General features: G+C 72.9%; 14 protein-coding genes and 1 pseudogene. 3 read left to right on the plus strand and 12 right to left on the minus strand.

Going from position 1 to position 17212, the window contains the following annotated elements; translation table 11 throughout:
* Positions 1–16 precede the first annotated feature (16 nt).
* The gene (topA, locus tag ACIQE0_RS08290; protein WP_366331416.1) at positions 17–2839 is read right to left on the minus strand and encodes a type I DNA topoisomerase; all 2823 of its coding nucleotides are present in this window, start codon (positions 2837–2839) and stop codon (positions 17–19) included.
* A 482-nt stretch (positions 2840–3321) separates the two neighbouring features.
* Here topA and ACIQE0_RS08295 point away from each other — a divergent pair, with 482 nt between their 5' ends.
* Together ACIQE0_RS08295 and ACIQE0_RS08300 are read left to right on the plus strand one after the other, a co-directional pair.
* On the plus strand, positions 3322–3894 hold the full coding sequence (locus ACIQE0_RS08295) for a hypothetical protein (protein ID WP_402329949.1): 573 nt from the start codon (positions 3322–3324) through the stop codon (positions 3892–3894).
* Positions 3895–3901: 7 nt separating this feature from the next.
* A complete protein-coding gene (locus tag ACIQE0_RS08300) occupies positions 3902–4405 on the plus strand; it encodes a DUF2752 domain-containing protein (RefSeq protein WP_402329951.1) in 504 nt (167 codons plus the stop codon).
* A 20-nt stretch (positions 4406–4425) separates the two neighbouring features.
* Here the strand turns inward: ACIQE0_RS08300 and ACIQE0_RS08305 are convergent, their stop codons facing one another.
* From ACIQE0_RS08305 to bldG, 7 genes are all read right to left on the minus strand, one after another.
* On the minus strand, positions 4426–4830 hold the full coding sequence (locus ACIQE0_RS08305) for a hypothetical protein (protein ID WP_402329953.1): 405 nt from the start codon (positions 4828–4830) through the stop codon (positions 4426–4428).
* A 157-nt stretch (positions 4831–4987) separates the two neighbouring features.
* The gene (locus ACIQE0_RS08310; protein ID WP_366331413.1) at positions 4988–5185 is read right to left on the minus strand and encodes a hypothetical protein; all 198 of its coding nucleotides are present in this window, start codon (positions 5183–5185) and stop codon (positions 4988–4990) included.
* A 77-nt stretch (positions 5186–5262) separates the two neighbouring features.
* Positions 5263–6792: a methyltransferase gene (locus tag ACIQE0_RS08315; RefSeq protein WP_402329955.1), complete on the minus strand. Its 1530-nt coding sequence runs from the start codon at positions 6790–6792 to the stop codon at positions 5263–5265.
* A 110-nt stretch (positions 6793–6902) separates the two neighbouring features.
* Positions 6903–7490, minus strand: coding sequence for a small secreted protein (locus tag ACIQE0_RS08320; RefSeq protein ID WP_366331411.1), 588 nt, complete (start codon positions 7488–7490; stop codon positions 6903–6905).
* Positions 7491–7706: 216 nt separating this feature from the next.
* Entirely contained in the window at positions 7707–10115 is a 2409-nt protein-coding gene (locus ACIQE0_RS08325; protein ID WP_402329957.1) for a sodium-translocating pyrophosphatase, read from the minus strand.
* 1024 nt (positions 10116–11139) lie between these two features.
* On the minus strand, positions 11140–11577 hold the full coding sequence (locus ACIQE0_RS08330; protein WP_366331409.1) for an ATP-binding protein: 438 nt from the start codon (positions 11575–11577) through the stop codon (positions 11140–11142).
* A gap of 111 nt (positions 11578–11688) precedes the next feature.
* Positions 11689–12030: an anti-sigma factor antagonist BldG gene (gene bldG / locus ACIQE0_RS08335; protein ID WP_150208987.1), complete on the minus strand. Its 342-nt coding sequence runs from the start codon at positions 12028–12030 to the stop codon at positions 11689–11691.
* A gap of 160 nt (positions 12031–12190) precedes the next feature.
* Here bldG and ACIQE0_RS08340 point away from each other — a divergent pair, with 160 nt between their 5' ends.
* The gene (locus ACIQE0_RS08340; protein ID WP_402329958.1) at positions 12191–14560 is read left to right on the plus strand and encodes a DEAD/DEAH box helicase; all 2370 of its coding nucleotides are present in this window, start codon (positions 12191–12193) and stop codon (positions 14558–14560) included.
* 642 nt (positions 14561–15202) lie between these two features.
* On the opposite strand, the pseudogene ACIQE0_RS08345 reads toward ACIQE0_RS08340, so the two are convergent.
* The 4 genes and pseudogenes from ACIQE0_RS08345 to ACIQE0_RS08360 form a co-directional block, all read right to left on the minus strand.
* A pseudogene (locus ACIQE0_RS08345) lies at positions 15203–15436 on the minus strand (Rv3654c family TadE-like protein); the annotation flags it as partial.
* A gap of 16 nt (positions 15437–15452) precedes the next feature.
* Complete coding sequence (locus ACIQE0_RS08350; RefSeq protein ID WP_402329959.1) at positions 15453–15863, minus strand: TadE family type IV pilus minor pilin; 411 nt, start codon at positions 15861–15863, stop codon at positions 15453–15455.
* Positions 15850–16038 (minus strand): DUF4244 domain-containing protein, encoded by a 189-nt coding sequence (locus ACIQE0_RS08355; protein ID WP_366331406.1) that lies wholly within the window; start codon positions 16036–16038, stop codon positions 15850–15852. The genes ACIQE0_RS08350 and ACIQE0_RS08355 overlap by 14 nt, the downstream gene beginning before the upstream one ends.
* A gap of 322 nt (positions 16039–16360) precedes the next feature.
* Positions 16361–17212 (minus strand): type II secretion system F family protein, encoded by an 852-nt coding sequence (locus ACIQE0_RS08360; protein ID WP_402329961.1) that lies wholly within the window; start codon positions 17210–17212, stop codon positions 16361–16363.

The raw sequence follows: 17212 nt of genomic DNA on the forward strand, positions 1-17212 counted from the left end.
CCGGCCCGGGACCGGCTCACTCCTCGTTCTTGGCCGCCGTCTTCTTGGCCGCGGTCTTCTTGGCGGTGGTCTTCTTGGCCGCCGTCTTCGTCGCCGCGGTCTTCTTGGCCGCGGTCTTCTTCGCGGCCGTCTTCTTGGCCGGCGCCTTCTTCGCCGCCTTCTTGGCGGTCTTCTTCGCCGGCCCCTTGGCGCGCTTCTCCGCCAGCAGCTCGTAACCGCGCTCCGGCGTGATCGTCTCGACGTCGTCGTCCCGCCGCAGCGTCGCGTTGGTCTCGCCGTCGGTGACATACGCGCCGAACCGGCCGTCCTTGACCACCACCGGCTTGCCGCTCACCGGGTCGGTACCCAGCTCCTTCAGCGGCGGCTTGGCGGCGGCCCGCCCGCGCTGCTTGGGCTGCGCGTAGATCGCCAGCGCCTCGTCGAGAGTGATCGTGAAGAGCTGCTCCTCACGCTCCAGGGAACGCGAGTCGGTGCCCTTCTTGAGGTACGGGCCGTAGCGGCCGTTCTGCGCGGTGATCTCCACGCCCTCGGCGTCGGCGCCCACCACCCGCGGCAGCGACATCAGCTGGAGCGCGTCCTGGAGCGTCACGGTGTCCAGGGACATCGTCTTGAAGAGCGAGGCGGTGCGCGGCTTGACCGCGTTCTTGCCGGTCTTCGGGGTGCCCTCGGGCAGCACCTCGGTGACGTAGGGGCCGTAGCGGCCGTCCTTCGCCACGATCTGGTGGCCGGAGACCGGGTCCATGCCCAGCTCGTAGTCGCCGCTCGGCTTGGCCAGCAGCTCCTCGGCGTACTCCACGGTCAGCTCGTCGGGCGCCAGGTCGTCGGGGACGTCGGCCCGCTGGTGGCCCTCCTCGTCCTTCTCCCCGCGCTCGACGTACGGGCCGTAGCGGCCGACCCGCAGCGTGACGCCGTTGCCCACCGGGAACGAGGAGATCTCCCGGGCGTCGATCGCGCCCAGGTCCGTGACCAGCTCCTTCAGGCCGCCGAGGTGGTCGCCGTCGCCGTTCCCGGCATCCGCCGCGCCGCCCGCGCCCTGGCCCTCGCCGAAGTAGAAGCGCCGCAGCCACGGCACGGCCTGCGCCTCACCGCGGGCGATGCGGTCGAGGTCGTCCTCCATCTTGGCGGTGAAGTCGTAGTCGACGAGCCGGCCGAAGTGCTTCTCCAGGAGGTTGACCACCGCGAAGGAGAGGAACGACGGGACGAGCGCGGTGCCCTTCTTGAAGACGTAGCCGCGGTCCAGGATCGTGCCGATGATCGACGCGTACGTCGACGGGCGGCCGATCTCCCGCTCCTCCAGCTCCTTGACCAAGGTGGCCTCGGTGTAGCGGGCGGGCGGCTTGGTGGCGTGGCCGTCGGCGGTGATCTCCTGGGCGGCCAACGCGTCGCCCTCGGCGACCTGCGGCAGCCGCCGCTCGCGGTCGTCCAGCTCGGCGTTGGGGTCGTCGGCCCCTTCCACATACGCCTTGAGGAAGCCGTGGAAGGTGATGGTCTTGCCGGACGCGCTGAACTCGGCGTCCCGCCCGTCCGCGGCCCGGCCGCCGATCTTGACGGTGACGGAGTTACCGGTCGCGTCCTTCATCTGGGAGGCGACGGTCCGCTTCCAGATCAGCTCGTAGAGCCGGAACTGGTCGCCGGTCAGCCCGGTCTCGGCGGGCGTGCGGAAGCGGTCGCCGGAGGGGCGGATCGCCTCGTGCGCCTCCTGCGCGTTCTTGACCTTGCCGGCGTACGTGCGCGGCTTGTCGGGGAGGTACCCGGCGCCGTACAGCTGCGTCACCTGCGCCCGGGCCGCGGCGACCGCGGTGTCCGAGAGCGTGGTGGAGTCCGTACGCATATAGGTGATGAAGCCGTTCTCGTACAGCTTCTGCGCGACCTGCATGGTGGCCTTGGCGCCGAAGCCGAGCTTGCGGCTGGCCTCCTGCTGGAGGGTCGTCGTCCGGAACGGCGCGTAGGGCGAGCGGCGGTAGGGCTTGGACTCGACCGAGCGCACCGAGAACGCGGTGTCCGCCAGGGCGGCGGCCAGCGCGCGGGCGTTCGCCTCGTCCAGGTGGAGCACGTCGGCGTTCTTCAGCTGCCCGTTGGGGCCGAAGTCGCGGCCCTGCGCGACGCGGCGGCCGTCGACGGTGTTCAGACGGGCGGTCAGCGTCGACGGGTCGCTGGTGTCGCCGGCCCGCCCGGTGGAGAAGGTGCCGGTCAGGTCCCAGTACTCGGCGGAGCGGAAGGCGATGCGCTCGCGCTCCCGCTCGACGACGAGCCGGGTCGCCACCGACTGCACCCGGCCCGCGGACAGCCGGGGCATGACCTTCTTCCACAGCACCGGGGAGACCTCGTAGCCGTAGAGGCGGTCGAGGATCCGGCGGGTCTCCTGGGCGTCGACCAGCTTCTTGTTCAGGTCGCGGGGGTTGGCGACGGCCTCGCGGATGGCGTCCTTGGTGATCTCGTGGAAGACCATCCGGTGGACCGGGACCTTCGGCTTGAGGATCTCCTGGAGGTGCCACGCGATGGCCTCGCCCTCGCGGTCCTCATCGGTGGCGAGGAAGAGTTCGTCGGACTCGGCCAGCAGCGCCTTGAGCTTCTTGACCTGGTCCTTCTTGTCCGCGTTGACCACATAGATCGGCTGGAAGTCGGCATCGACGTTCACACCGAGGCGGGCCCAGGACTCACCCTTGTACTTGGCCGGGACCTCGGCCGCGCCGTTGGGGAGGTCGCGGATGTGCCCGACGCTGGCCTCGACCACATAGCCGGGGCCGAGGTAGCCCTTGATCGTCTTCGCCTTGGCAGGCGACTCCACGATGACGAGTCGGCGGCCGCCGCCCTCTGCGGTCTCGCTGGTCGGGGACAACTTGGCTCTTCTCTCCGGTCGACGCTGGGAACGCTCCCGGGCCGGACGCCCGAGGTGCACTGCGGTGACGCTTGACGCTGCGGAGTGTGACGGTACCTCCCGCCCCCGTGTCAAACGGAAAAACCCCGCAACGCCACTCGAACGGTAACCCGACTACATGCCTTCGTGCCGCCCCGACCGCTCCGGCCGCTCACCGGCGCCCCCGTCCCCGTCCCCGTGGATCACCGCGGCCCGCGCCGCCCGGCCGTCCGACGCCGGCCGACCACCGTCCCGGCCTGCCCCCGCTCTCACAGAGTGACCGTCCGGTGCCCCTCTTCGCCCCTCCGCGCGCACCCCGGGTGCGGAAACGGTCACACGGCGGGCCCGGTTGCCGTCATCGCCTTGATACAGCAGGTGACCGGGCTGGCAGGATGGACGCGGCACGGCTCACCGGGTGAGCCGGTGAGCCGCCGTCACCACGCACTCTCGGGGGGAACCCACCCATGGCGAACCAGTACCCCGGCCCGCCCCCGGAACAGCCGCCCGGCCCGCCCGGCCCGAGCCCGTACGCCACCCCGGAGGGCGGCGGCCCCGCCGGCGCCGGCTACGGCTACCCCCAGGGCGGCCGCCCCGGCGAGCCCGGCTACGGCTACCCGCAGGCCGCCCCGCCGCCGCCCATGCCCGCCGCTCCGCCGCCCCCGCTCGGCGGCTTCCCGGGCCAGCCGCAGCCCGGCGGCATGGTGCTCTCGCTCGGCGACATAGCGGTCAGCGGCGACACGATCATGACGCCGGTCGGTCCGCTGCCCCTCAGGGGCGCGGTCTGGACGGCCACCGACATGTCGCGCACGGAGGAGAAGATCCCGTCGCACGCCATCGTCCTGGCCGTCGTCTTCTTCGTCTTCTGCTTCCTCGGGCTGCTCTTCCTGCTGATGAAGGAGCGCACCACGAGCGGCTTCGTCCAGGTCACGGTGAACAGCGGCGGACGGCATCACGCCACGATGGTCCCGGTGCACTCCCGCGAGCAGGTGATGTTCGTGCTGAACCAGGTCAACTACGCCAGGTCGCTGAGCGTGTGAGCGGCATATGAGCGCCGACGTGCCTCCGGAGCCCACCGGCCCGCCACCGCCCGGCGGGCCCGTACCGCCCGGCGGCCCCGGGGGCCCGCGCATCGAGGCCGCGGCCCACGGCGCCGACCCCGCGGCCGTCCGCCGGCGCACCCTGCGCACCGCCTCCCTGGCGCTGGGCACCGGCGCCCTGGCCGCCGGCTACCTCTGGCACACCGACCCGCACCAGTCGGGGCAGTTCCTCATCCCCTGCCCCTTCCGCCTGCTGACCGGTCTGCTCTGCCCGTTCTGCGGCGGGACGCGGATGGCCTACGACCTGATGCACGGCGATCTGGCGACCGCGTTCGGCGACAACGCCGTGCTGCTCGTCCTCGGCGTCCCGGCCTTCGCGTACGCCGTGGGGCGCTGGCTGGTCGCCGGGCTGCGCGGGCGGCGCCGGCCGATGAGGCTGACGGCCCGCGGCAATGCCGTGGTCCTCGGCATCGCCGCGGTGTGGATGGTCGCCCGCAACCTCATCGGCTGACGGCCGGCCTTCCCGCCGCGTCAGCGGACGGTGACCTGCACCACCGGGGAGAGCGTGCTGCCGGAGGCGATCCGCAGGTGGTTGAGGCCCTTGATGCCGAGCTCGACGCGGATCCCGTAGCTGCCGCTGTGGTTGATCGGTGCCTGGGCCGGCAGCGAGACCCACTTCGCGCCCTGCTTCTGCTGGACGGTGACCTTGCTGCCCGCCTTGATGCCCTTGGCGATGCCGGTGATCCGGAACTCCTGCCAGGCCTTCACCGTCGTCGCGCTGGCCTTGGCGGTCAGCGTCGCGTTCGCGGGCGCGGTGGCCACGACCGGGGCGGGCGTGTGGACCTGCTCCGGCGCGGCGAAGGCGGCGGCCGTGCCGCCGGCGAACAGGGCGACGGCGGCCATGCCGACGGCGGCGTAGCGCAGTGCACGATTCATGTCGGATTCCTCACTGATGGGCCAATGAGCCGGTTGGTGACCTTCCCTCAGGAATACGGGCCCCCGCAGGCGGAGGTTCCCCCTCCGCCGCACATCCAGCCGAAATCCCCGAAACTGGCCGGAACTGAACACCCGCTTCCACAGGGGCAGTTGTTCCTCAGAGCGCACCCAGCAGCCGGCACCCCAGGGCCAGGAACGCCACCCCGGCCAGCAGCGCCGTCACCGCACCGGCCACCCGGCCGTACCCCACCGCCACCGGCTGCCCGCTGCGGGCGCAGACCCCCGCCCACAGCAGCAGCCCGCCCCCGAACAGCGCGAACGCCGCGCCCGCGAACACCTCCGGCCCCCTGTCCATGGCGCCAGCCTGGCAGCCCCGTACGGCGGCGGGACGAACACCGTGTGAACGTGCACCCGCCGCCGCGCCGCCCCGGCTCAGCCCACCGGCTCCAGGAAGCCCTGCTCGACCAGCATCCGGATCGAGGCCGGTGTGCGGTCCCGCAGCAGCACCGGGTCCTCGCCGACGAGTTGGGCGATGGCGTCCAGGATCCGCCCGGCGGGCAGCGATCCGTCGCAGACGCCCGCGAACCCGGCGCCGACCGTGTCCACCTTCGTGGCCCGGCGCATAGCGCGGTTCTGACGGAGCACCACATGCTCCGGATCCTCCGCGCCGGGCAGCCCGACCTGCTCCTGCACCACCTCGTCGACCAGCCGGAAGCGCCCGGCCAGCAGCGCCGCGTCGTCGGTGGTGCGCAGGTAGTCCTGCCGGTCGAAGTGGCGCAGCACCGCGTCCCCCAGGGGCTGTTCGACCGGGTGCGGCCATTCCTCGACAGTGAGGGACGGGTCCTCGGCGCCGGACTTGCGCAGCGTGATCCAGCCGAAGCCGACGGCCTTGGTCTTGCGCGCCTCGAACTCGTCCAGCCAGGCGTCGTAGCGCGCCGCGTACGCCTCCGGGCCGGCGCGGTGGTCGCCGCCGTCGCGCAGCCACAGCTCGGCGTACTGGGTGATGTCCTGCACCTCGCGCTGCACGATCCAGGCGTCGCAGCCGCGCGGCACCCAGGAGCGCACCCGGTCCTGCCACTCCTCGCCCGCCACGTGCTGCCAGTTGGCGAGCAGTTGGCAGTAGCCGCCGTCGGTGAGATGCGCGGCGGCCTGCTGGACGAGGGTGCGGCACAGGTCGTCGCCGCCCATCCCGCCGTCCCGGTAGGTGAGCCGCGCGCCCGGTGAGATCACGAACGGCGGGTTGGAGACGATCAGGTCGTAGGTCTCCTCGCCCACCGGCTCGAAGAGCGATCCCTGGCGCAGATCGGCCGGACCGGCGCCGGAGAGCGCCAGGGTCAGCGCGGCGATCCGCAGCGCGCGGGGGTTGAGGTCGGTGGCGGTGACGCGGGTGGCGTGCTGGGCGGCGTGCAGCGCCTGGATGCCGGAGCCCGTACCGAGGTCGAGCGCCCTGGCGACCGGGCGGCGCGTGGTGATCCCGGCGAGGGTCGTGGACGCCCCGCCGACGCCGAGCACCAGCTCGGAGCGGTCCACCCCCGCGGCGCCCTGGATGCCGCCGGCGCCGCCGACCGCGCAGCCGAGGTCGGAGACGATCCACCAGTCCTGTCCTTCGGGGCCGCCGTACGGCCGCACGTCCACCGTGGCGCGCACCTCGTCGCCGTCCCGCACCAGCCAGCCGTCGGCCAGGCAGTCCGCCAGCGGCAGCACCGCGGCCGCCCGCGCCTGGCCCACCGGACGCTGCAGCAGGAACAGCCGCACCAGGGTCTCCAGGGGGCTCTCCCCCCGGGTCGCGCGCAGCGCGGGCACGGTCTCGCTGCGGGCCAGCGCGGCGTACGCGGGCGCGCCGAGCAGCTCCAGCAGGCCGTCGGCGGTGAAGGCGGCGGCCAGCAGCGCCTCGCGCAGCCGGCCGGTGCGCGCGGTGCTCTCGGGGTCCTGGGCATCTGCGGTGGGGAGGTGCATCGTCACCCCACCATTGTCGGCCCTGCCACCGACAATCGGCGACGGCCCGGCGCCCCGCCCGTCTCGGGCGCGTCGCCGGGCCGTGGCCGCGGGCCTTCGTGGCGGTCTCAGAAGCCCTAGGCGCTCTTGGACGGCGCCGCGGACGGCCCCTTGGACGAGCCCTGGTTCTGGCAGCCCTTCTGCTGGGCCATCGCCTTGCCGACGTCACCGGCCTCCAGCTTCTTGAAGGCCTGCTCGCTCTTGGCGTTGAGCTTGTTGATCCCGTCGGAGAGGCTGCGCAGCCCGTCGGCGAACTTCAACTTGTCGCCGGTGTCCAGGCCGTCCACCTGCTTCTTGAGGTCGGCGTACCCCTTGGAGAGGGAGTTGAGCTCCTTGACCGCGTTCTTCTGCGCGTCCTCGCCGCCCTCGGTCGGCGGCGCCCCGGCCTTGTCCAGGGACGTGGCCAGCTTGGCGTACGCGTCGGAGATCTTCTGGAAGGCCGCCGAGTCGGTCTGCTGGACCTTCTTGGAGTCCGTGTTGCCGCTGTCGGCCGTCTGCATGGCGGCGTTGGCGGCCTGGATCTGCTTGAACGGCGCCTCCGCGGGGTCGCAGAACGACTTCGCCCAGCTGTTGAGCTTCTCACCGCTGTTGTCGCTGCCGCAGCCGGTCAGTGCGAGCAGGAGTGCGGCACCGCCGGACAGGGCAGCCACAAGCTTCTTGTTCACCGGATTGGTCCCTTCCATGGCTCTCGGCCCCGGAACATACACGTCCAAACGGCCTGGCTTATGGGTCGGCCATCCTCCCCGGCCCGCATTGCAGCCATTTGCACCAAGGCCCGCGGACGCGGCCGAGCACGCCGCGGGCGGGTGTCCGGCGCGCACAAAAAGCGCCGTACACCCGCCCGTTGAGCGGTCAGCGGGCCGCTCGCGCGGCCCTTCCCTTCAGGACGCCACGGCGGTCTCGGCCGACTTGGCCACGCTTTCGGAATCCTCGGAGTTGTTGCCTTCGTCACCCACGGCGATCCCGCGCCGCTTGGAGACGTAGACCGCGCAGACGATGACCAGCAGCGCCAGCACGGCGGCCGCGATGCGCACGGCGAGGCTCTTGTCGTGGCCGTACGAGAACTTCACCACCGCCGGCGCGATGAGCAGCGCGACCAGGTTCATGACCTTCAGCAGCGGATTGATCGCCGGGCCCGCGGTGTCCTTGAACGGGTCGCCGACGGTGTCGCCGATGACCGTCGCGGCGTGCGCCTCGCTGCCCTTGCCGCCGTGGTGGCCGTCCTCGACCAGCTTCTTGGCGTTGTCCCACGCGCCACCGGAGTTGGCGAGGAAGACCGCCATCAGCGTGCCCGCGCCGATCGCCCCGGCCAGGAACGAGCCGAGCGCGCCGACGCCGAGCGCGAAGCCCACCGCGATGGGCGTGAGCACCGCCAGCAGCCCGGGCGTGGCCAGTTCGCGCAGCGCGTCCTTGGTGCAGATGTCGACCACCCGCCCGTACTCGGGCTTCTCGGTGAAGTCCATGATCCCCGGCTTCTCGCGGAACTGCCGGCGCACCTCGAAGACCACCGATCCCGCCGACCGCGACACCGCGTTGATCGCCAGCCCCGAGAACAGGAAGACGACCGACGCCCCCAGGATCAGCCCCACCAGGTTGTTGGGCTGCGAGATGTCCAGGCTCAGGCTCATCCCGCCGGCCTCCCGGCCGATCTCCCGTACGGCCTTGCCGATCGCGTCCCGGTACGAGCCGAACAGCGCGGACGCCGCGAGCACCGCGGTCGCGATGGCGATGCCCTTGGTGATGGCCTTGGTGGTGTTGCCCACCGCGTCCAGGTCGGTCAGCACCTTCGCGCCGTCCCCGGTGACGTCACCGGACATCTCGGCGATGCCCTGCGCGTTGTCGGAGACCGGCCCGAAGGTGTCCATCGCCACGATGACCCCGACGGTGGTCAGCAGGCCGGTGCCGGCCAGCGCCACCGCGAACAGCGCCAGCGTGATCGAGGCGCCGCCCAGCAGGAACGCCCCGTAGACCGCCAGAGCGATCAGCACCGCCGAGTAGACCGCCGACTCCAGGCCGATGGAGATGCCGGAGAGCACGACGGTGGCCGGCCCGGTCAGCGAGGTCTTGCCGATGTCCCGGACGGGCCGCCGGTTGGTCTCGGTGAAGTAGCCGGTCAACTGCTGGATCAGCGCGGCCAGCACGATGCCGACGGCGACCGCGACCAGTGCCAGCATCCGCGGGTCGCCGCTGCGGCCCAGGATCTCCGGGTCGCTGACGCCGCTGAGGTCCTTGTAGCTGGACGGCAGGTAGGTGAAGACCGCGACGGCCACCAGGACCAGCGAGATGCCCGCGGAGACGAAGAAGCCGCGGTTGATCGCGGTCATCCCGCTGCGGTCCCGGCGCCGGGGCGCCACGACGAAGATGCCGACCATCGCGGTGAGCACGCCGATCGCGGGCACCAGCAGCGGGAAGGCCAGCCCGGCGTCGCCGAAGGCCGCGGTGCCCAGGATGAGCGCGGCGACCAGCGTCACCGCGTACGACTCGAAGAGGTCGGCCGCCATACCGGCGCAGTCGCCCACGTTGTCGCCGACGTTGTCCGCGATGGTGGCGGCGTTGCGCGGGTCGTCCTCCGGGATGCCCTGCTCGACCTTGCCGACGAGGTCGGCGCCGACGTCCGCGGCCTTGGTGAAGATGCCGCCGCCGACCCGCATGAACATCGCGATCAGCGCGGCGCCGAGACCGAAGCCCTCCAGCACCTTGGGCGCGTCCACCGCGTACACGAGCACCACGCAGGACGCGCCCAACAGGCCGAGTCCCACGGTGAACATGCCGACGACGCCACCGGTGCGGAAAGCAATCTTCATGGCTTTGTGCGCGACCGCCGTAAGATCCTTTTGCGCTGTCGCGTCTTCACCCTGAGTCGCCTCTCGGGCCGCTGCCGCCACACGCACATTGCTCCGCACCGCGAGCCACATGCCGATATAGCCGGTGGCCGCCGAGAATGCCGCGCCGATCAAGAAGAAGGCGCTGCGCCCTGCGCGCTGCGTCCAATTGTCCGCGGGGAGCAACATGAGCAGGAAGAACACGACCACGGCGAATACGCCGAGGGTCCGCAACTGCCGTGCCAGGTAGGCATTTGCGCCTTCCTGCACCGCCGCCGCGATCTTCTTCATACTGTCGGTGCCCTCACCGGCCGCGAGCACTTGGCGGACCAGCACCGCCGCGACCGCCAGGGCGGCCAGGGCGACGACGGCGATCACCAGCACGATCCCGCGGTTGCCCGCGGTGAGTGACGGTCCGGCCAGCACGGTGGGGGTGTCCAACAACTGAGGGGTGGAAGGCCCCGCCATTCGTCCTCCTTGACGTTATGGCACATGGGCGCGCGAAAGCACGCTCAGGCGTCCTGAGCAAGATGTGGACGGATTGTAGGGAGCCACGGTTGATCAAAACAGGGCGCCGCAAAGGGAATTCGCCTGCTCCACGCGAAGATCAAAAGGCCGAGGGTTCAAGAAATTCGCCCGGACGAAGGAAAGCGGCGAATTCGCTGACCCTCCACCGATGATCGCCATTCCCTACTGATCCCCGCTGCTCAAGGACCCCGCGCCGCGCCCCGATCCACCTGTGACCGCCTGGAAACCGGAGAGAATTGAGCCGCCGACCGCCCCTCCACAAGCCGCCGCACACCCCATTCCACGCCCCCGTAAACCTGGTGACACCCCGTCAGATCACGTCCGGATCGCATCGCCCGCGCCGTATCGCACCGGCCACGCCGGAGCGGCGTATCCAGACCAAGCCAGGGAGCGAACAGGGCGCCCGGCCGAGCCAGGACCTGACGCGGGGAGCCCGGCCGAGCCAGGACCAAAGGGGCGCCAGGGCCGCCAGAAGCCCGGACATCAGCGACGCCCGGACGCGAACGCACTCCCCCACCGCGCCCCACAGGAGCGGATCACTCGCCAACCCAACTCAACGCAGAAGGAGGCAAGTTCACGCAGAAGCAGTCCGGAACACACAAGACCGCAGATGAGCTGTCACTTGGGGACACACAAGACCGCGGATGAGCTGTCACATGGGGACACACAATCCCGCGCCCGCGGCAACGCGCAGACACAGAACGCCGGACACCGGCCTCAACGCCGGACCACAGGACGCCGGCCCACAGGACGCAGTCCCTCCGCACGGCGAAGAAGCCGACGAAGCCGCCCACGCGACGAAGTGCCGTCCGCAGGGCATCCCCACGACGCGCGGCGCCCCGCCAACTGCCGCGATTCCCGCGCCAGGAACTCCAGAACCACGAGCCTCAGGAGCTACACGCATCCCACGGCTACGGACGTGGCCCGACCGGCCACCGCCCGCTCTCTCCCCGACGGCCGCGAGCTACGGCAGCACCGGCGTCGGGTGCGCGGGCCAGCTCATGCGGATCCGCCCGCCCTCCTCGCCGGAGGTCACCTCGACGTCGTCGACCAGCCCGCTGATGACCGCGAGGCCCATCTCGTCCTCGCCCTCGGCGTCGGTCTCCCCGCCGCCCTCGGTCTCGGCACCGCCGGCGGCGGTCCCACCGGAGCCGGGGACCTCGTCGCCCACCTCGATCGAGAACGTCTTCTCGTCCTCGACCAGCACCACCCGCACCGGTGCCGAAATGCCGTGGCTCTCGTGCAGCCCGACGGCGCGGCTGCACGCCTCGCCCACGGCGAGGCGCACCTCGTCCAGCACGGCCTCGTCCACCCCCGCACGCCGTGCCACGGCAGCCGCGACCAGACGCGCGGTCCGGACGTGCTCGGGAAGGGCGCTGAAGCGAAGTTCGACGGTGGCCATGCCATCCCCCTCATCATGCGGACGTGCATTGCAGGGGGCCGGACGAGTACGCCCGGTACCCCCCACTCCTTCCACCCCCCGCGCCCCGGGGCGCGGGGGACCGGTGAACCGTCAGTCGGTTGCTGCGACGGCGTCGTCGACCGAGGTGTGGATCGGGAACACCTTGGTCAGACCGGTGATTCGGAAGATCTTGAGAATGCGCTCCTGGTTGCAGACCAGGCGCAGCGAGCCCTCGTGGGCACGCACCCGCTTGAGCCCGCCGACCAGGACGCCGAGCCCTGTGGAGTCCAGGAAGTCGACACGTTCCATGTCCACCACGAGGTGGTAGCTTCCGTCGTTCACAAGCTCGACCAGCTGCTCGCGCAGCTTGGGCGCGGTGTATACATCAATCTCGCCACCGACCTCGACGACCGTACGGTCGCCAACGGTCCGGGTCGACAGGGACAGGTCCACGGATCCTCCAGCACCTTGCTATCGAGCGGTCGCCCCCCTGGGGCCTCCCCACCGAGGTAGGGGCGGATCGGCAGCCGCCATGGCATTCAATCACTTACCAGCAGGCGTGCACGACGCCTTGTGAGCATTGTCCGTCACACCGGTGACACACTCGGCGCCGATGGCCTCCAATCGACTCCCGCCGGATCATGACGCGCGCACGTCCCCAGGCATGATTCTCGACCGCCTCGCCCGGGGCGCGACCCGCGCTGCGCGCATCACTCATACGGAGCACTTGCCCCCGCGCATCGGCACCCATGCCGACTGGCCGGCACGGATCCGTCCGGAAGTGATCGACGCCATCCGTTCGGCCGGAATCGATCGCCCCTGGGCCCACCAGGCAAAGACGTCCGAACACGCGCTGCGCGGCGAATCGGTCGTGGTCGCCACCGGCACCGCCTCGGGCAAATCCCTGGCGTATCTCGCCCCGGTCCTCTCCACCCTGCTGGACGGGGCGCAGGCGCCCAACGGGCGGGGGACCACGGCCCTGTACCTGGCCCCCACCAAGGCCCTGGCGGCCGACCAGCGGCGAGCGGTGCGCGAACTGTCCGCCCCGCTCGGCACGGCGATCCGGTCCGCGGTCTACGACGGCGACACCCCGGTCGAGGAGCGCGAGTGGGTCCGCCAGTACGCCAACTACGTCCTGACCAACCCGGACATGCTGCACCGCGGCATCCTCCCGGCCCACCCCCGGTGGTCCTCCTTCCTGCGCGCCCTGCGCTACGTCGTCATCGACGAATGCCACACCTACCGCGGCGTCTTCGGCTCCCATGTCGCCCAGGTCATCCGGCGGTTGCGCCGGGTGTGCGCCCGCTACGGCTCCGAGCCGGTCTTCCTGCTGGCCTCCGCCACCGCCGCGGAACCGGCGCAGGCGGCGTCCCGGCTGACCGGCCTGCCCGTGGCGGAGATCACTCAGGACACCTCGCCGCGCGGCGAGTTGGTGTTCGCCCTGTGGGAGCCGCCGCTCACCGAACTCCACGGCGAACAGGGCGCCCCGGTCCGCCGCACCGCGACCGCGGAGACCGCCGACCTGCTCACCGACCTCGCCGTCCAGGGCGTGCGGACGGTCGCCTTCGTCCGCTCCCGGCGCGGCGCCGAACTGATCGCCCTGATCGCGCAGGAGCGGCTCGCGGAGGTGGACCGCTCGCTGCCCGCGCGGGTCGCCGCGTACCGGGGCGGCTATCTGCCCGAGGAGCGCCGGGCCCTCGAACGCGCCCTGCACAGCGGTGAACTGCTCGGCCTTGCCGCCACCACCGCGCTGGAACTGGGCGTGGACGTCTCCGGCCTGGACGCCGTGGTCATCGCGGGCTATCCCGGCACCCGGGCCTCCCTGTGGCAGCAGGCCGGCCGCGCCGGGCGCGCCGGGCAGGGCGCGCTGGCCGTCCTGGTGGCCCGTGACGACCCGCTGGACACCTATCTCGTCCACCACCCCGAGGCGCTGTTCGACCGTCCCGTCGAGTCGACCGTGCTCGACCCGGACAACCCCTACGTGCTCGCCCCGCACCTCTGCGCGGCCGCCGCCGAACTGCCGCTCACCGAGGCCGACTTCCCACTCTTCGGCCCGGAGGCGGCCGGGCTGCTGCCCCAGCTGGAGGCGGCGAACCTGCTGCGGCGGCGCGCCACCGCCTGGTACTGGACGCGCCGCGAGCGGGCCGCCGACCTCACCGACATCCGCGGCCAGGGCGGCTCGCCCGTCCAGGTCGTGGAGGCCGGTACCGGGCGGCTGCTGGGCACCGTGGACGCCGCGGCGGCGCACAGCACCGTGCACGACGGGGCGGTCCACCTCCACCAGGGCCGCAGCTATCTGGTCCGACACCTGGACCTGGCGGACCACGTCGCCCTCGTGGAGGAGGCCAATCCGCCGTATTCCACGACCGCCCGCGACACCACCGCGATCTCCGTCCTGGAGACCGACTCCGAGGTCCCCTGGGGCGACGCCCGGCTGTGCTTCGGCTCCGTGGAGGTCACCAACCAGGTCGTCTCCTTCCTGCGCCGCAAACTGATCACCGGGGCAGTCCTCGGCGAGACCAAGCTCGACCTGCCGCCCCGTACGCTGCGCACCCGCGCGGTGTGGTGGACGGTCACCGAGGACCAGCTCGACGCCGCCCGGGTGGGCCCGCAGCAGCTGGGCGGCGCCCTGCACGCCGCCGAGCACGCCTCCATCGGGATGCTGCCGCTCTTCGCCACCTGCGACCGCTGGGACATCGGCGGCGTCTCCGTCCCCCTGCACCCGGACACCCTGCTGCCGACGGTCTTCGTCTACGACGGCCACCCCGGCGGCGCGGGCTTCGCCGAACGCGCCTTCCACACCGCCGCCGACTGGCTCGCCGCCACCCGCAGCGCCATCGCCGCCTGCGAGTGCGAGGCCGGCTGCCCGTCCTGCATCCAGTCCCCCAAGTGCGGCAACGGCAACGATCCGCTCCACAAACGGGGCGCCATCCGTCTGCTGACGGAACTGCTGCGCGGGGCCCCGGCCGATTCTCCCGGCTGACGCCCGCCACGGGCGCCCCCGGCCACCCGCTCTCGGCCCGCCCGGCAACGGCCCCGTGCTGGACGTGCCGGCGCCATCGCCCCGTGCGGCGAGCGTGGCCCCCAGCGGCCGCACGGCGGGCGGGACTTCACGGGTATGGCCCGCCCCCGGGCCGCACCGCCGCGTCGTCGCCAGGAGGGCAGGCACGCGGCTCCAGGTGCGGCGCAGCTCGGCTGCCGCGCACGGGCGCCGTGGCTCGTCGGCGGCCGGCGTACGAGGCGGCGTACGAGGCCGAGAGGGCGTACGGCACCGGAGGGCGGGACCGGCGCCCGCGCGGCGGCTCCCCACGGGCACGGGCTCAGGACACCCAGGAGGACGTACCGCGCCCGGAGTCACTCCCCCAATCGCCACCGCCCGAGGACGGCCGGAGCGGCCGCGCGCACCAGGCGGCCCGGCGCGCTCCGGCCGCGCGCCCATCCGCCCCCACGCCGGCCCGAGGGCAGGCCCTCGGGCCGGCGTCCGTGATCGCGACGCCGGTCCGCTCCAGCCCGCCGGTACGAGCCCGGCGCCCGCTCCCGCCCCGGCAGCCGGCAGACCCGTGGCCGGCCCCGCCCGTGCGCGGACCCGCGAGGCGAACGGGCCGCCACCCGCCTCGGCCGTGACATCGGCGATCCGTGCGTCCACCGCGCAGCGCACCAGGCGGGCGTGCTGTCCGGCGGCCACCCGGCGTGCCGTGGCGCAGGCCGCCGCCGGGCCGCGGAGCGCCTGGTCGGCGGCGGCCAGCGCAGCCAGGTCGGCCGCGGCGCCCGCCCGGTGCCGGGCGGTGACCGCCTGCCCGACGGCCATCAACGCGGCGAAGGCCGCACACAGCGCCGCCGCCACGCAGACCGTCCACACCGTGGCGGAACCCTCGTCAGCGCACCGTTTCCTCCGCAAGGGCCACCGCCTCTCCCTGGACCCGTACCGGCAGCCGCGCGACTCCCGGCAGCCCGGCCTCGACCCGTACGCGCACCAGGTCGCCCTCCCGCGCCACCGCGATCCGCGCGCCCCGGGGAGCCGCCGCCCGGGCCGCGGCGAGCACCTGTGCCGGCGGCTCCTGCCGTGCCGCCGCCCGCGCCCCGGCCCGCGCGGCGTCCACGCAGGCGATCCGGGCGCAGGCGGCCAGCAACCCCCAGATCAGCGCCGCCGCGACCGCCACCAGCACCGGCAGCACCACCGCCGCCTCCGCCGTGACGAATCCGGCGTCCCGCGCCCCGGGCCCACGGGGCGGGTCCGCACCGGCACGCGCGGCACGGCCCCGCCCGCGGCCCTCAGAACGGCGCATCGAGCGCCCTCTGGAGCAGGGACCGCAGCGCCGCGGCCACCGGTCCGCTCGTCACGAGCTTGTAGAGCACCGCCGCGAACGCACACGCCGCCAGCGTCCCCACCGCGTACTCCGCGGTGCTCATCCCCCGGTCCACCCCGGCCGCGCGCACCCGCGACCACCATCGACGGAACATGCCCTGCCTCCTTGGAATCTCCTGAACGAACTCGCTTGTGCACCCGTGCACCTGCACGGCCTGAGAAGCCCGAACGCCACAGCCGGACCCCGGCCTCGTCCTGCCTCGCCCGTGCGCGCCCCGTTCCCACCGGTCCGCGCACCGCCGCGTCACCTCATCCCGTCACCCCCTCAGCAGCCCTCCCGCCAGCCCGATCGCACCGGCGCCACCCCGAGGACAGGGACTGCCTGGGACGCCCGGGCGCCATAGCCGGCCCCCGCCCCTCGCCCTGTCTCGCGCGCACGCCCCGCCGGACCACCGCACCTCCCCCTCACGCATCCCCTCACCCCTCCAGCAGCCCTCCCGCCAGCCCGACCAACACCGGCGCCACTCCGAGGACGAGGAAGGCCGGCAGGAAGCACCCCGACAGCGGGAGGGTGACCAGCACCCCCGCCCGCCGGGCCCGCGCGGTCGCGGCCCGCCCCCACTCGGCGCGCAGTTCGGCCGCGACCCGAAGGGCCGGCTCCACGGCCGGAGCCCCCGATATCCCCGCGCGCTCCATGCAGCGCGCCAGCTCCTCGGCACCGGGGAGTTCCGCCAACCGCGGCCATACGGCGGCGGGTTCACCGCCCAGGCGCAGCTCGGCCGCGATGTGGCGCAGCCGCTCGGCGACCGTCCCGTCCAGCGACCGGCCCACCGCCTCGACCGCCTCCCGGGGCCCGGCGCCGGCCGCCAGGCAGGCCGCCAACAGATCACCGGCCGGGGCCAGTTCGGCGGCCACCCGCCCGGCGACGGCCCGTTCGACCGCCGTGGCCCGCTGCCACCGCAGCCAGCGGTGGGTGCCCCAACCGACGGCGATCCCCGCCAGGACACCGGTCGCACCGCCAAGGAGGAAAGCCAGGCATCCGCCCGCCCCCACGGGGCCGGCCCACTTCCCCAGCCGGCTCTCCGGCCGACCGCCCTCCCGAGCCGTTCCCCGCTTCCCCCACGGGCCGCTGGCGCTGCCCCACCACACCCGTGCGCGCGAGCCGCCCTCGCCGCCTTCCAGGCCCTCTCCCGCCCCCTCCAGCACGATCGCCACCCGCCGCCGTACGGCGCTCTCCGCACGCATCACCCGCACCAGCGCCCCCGCACACAGCAGGACCGCCGCGACCAGCGCCACTGTCCCCACCCTGTGGACAACTTCCGACCCCAT

It is taken from the genome of Streptomyces sp. NPDC093097 (assembly GCF_044754325.1).
GTDB lineage: Bacteria > Actinomycetota > Actinomycetes > Streptomycetales > Streptomycetaceae > Streptomyces.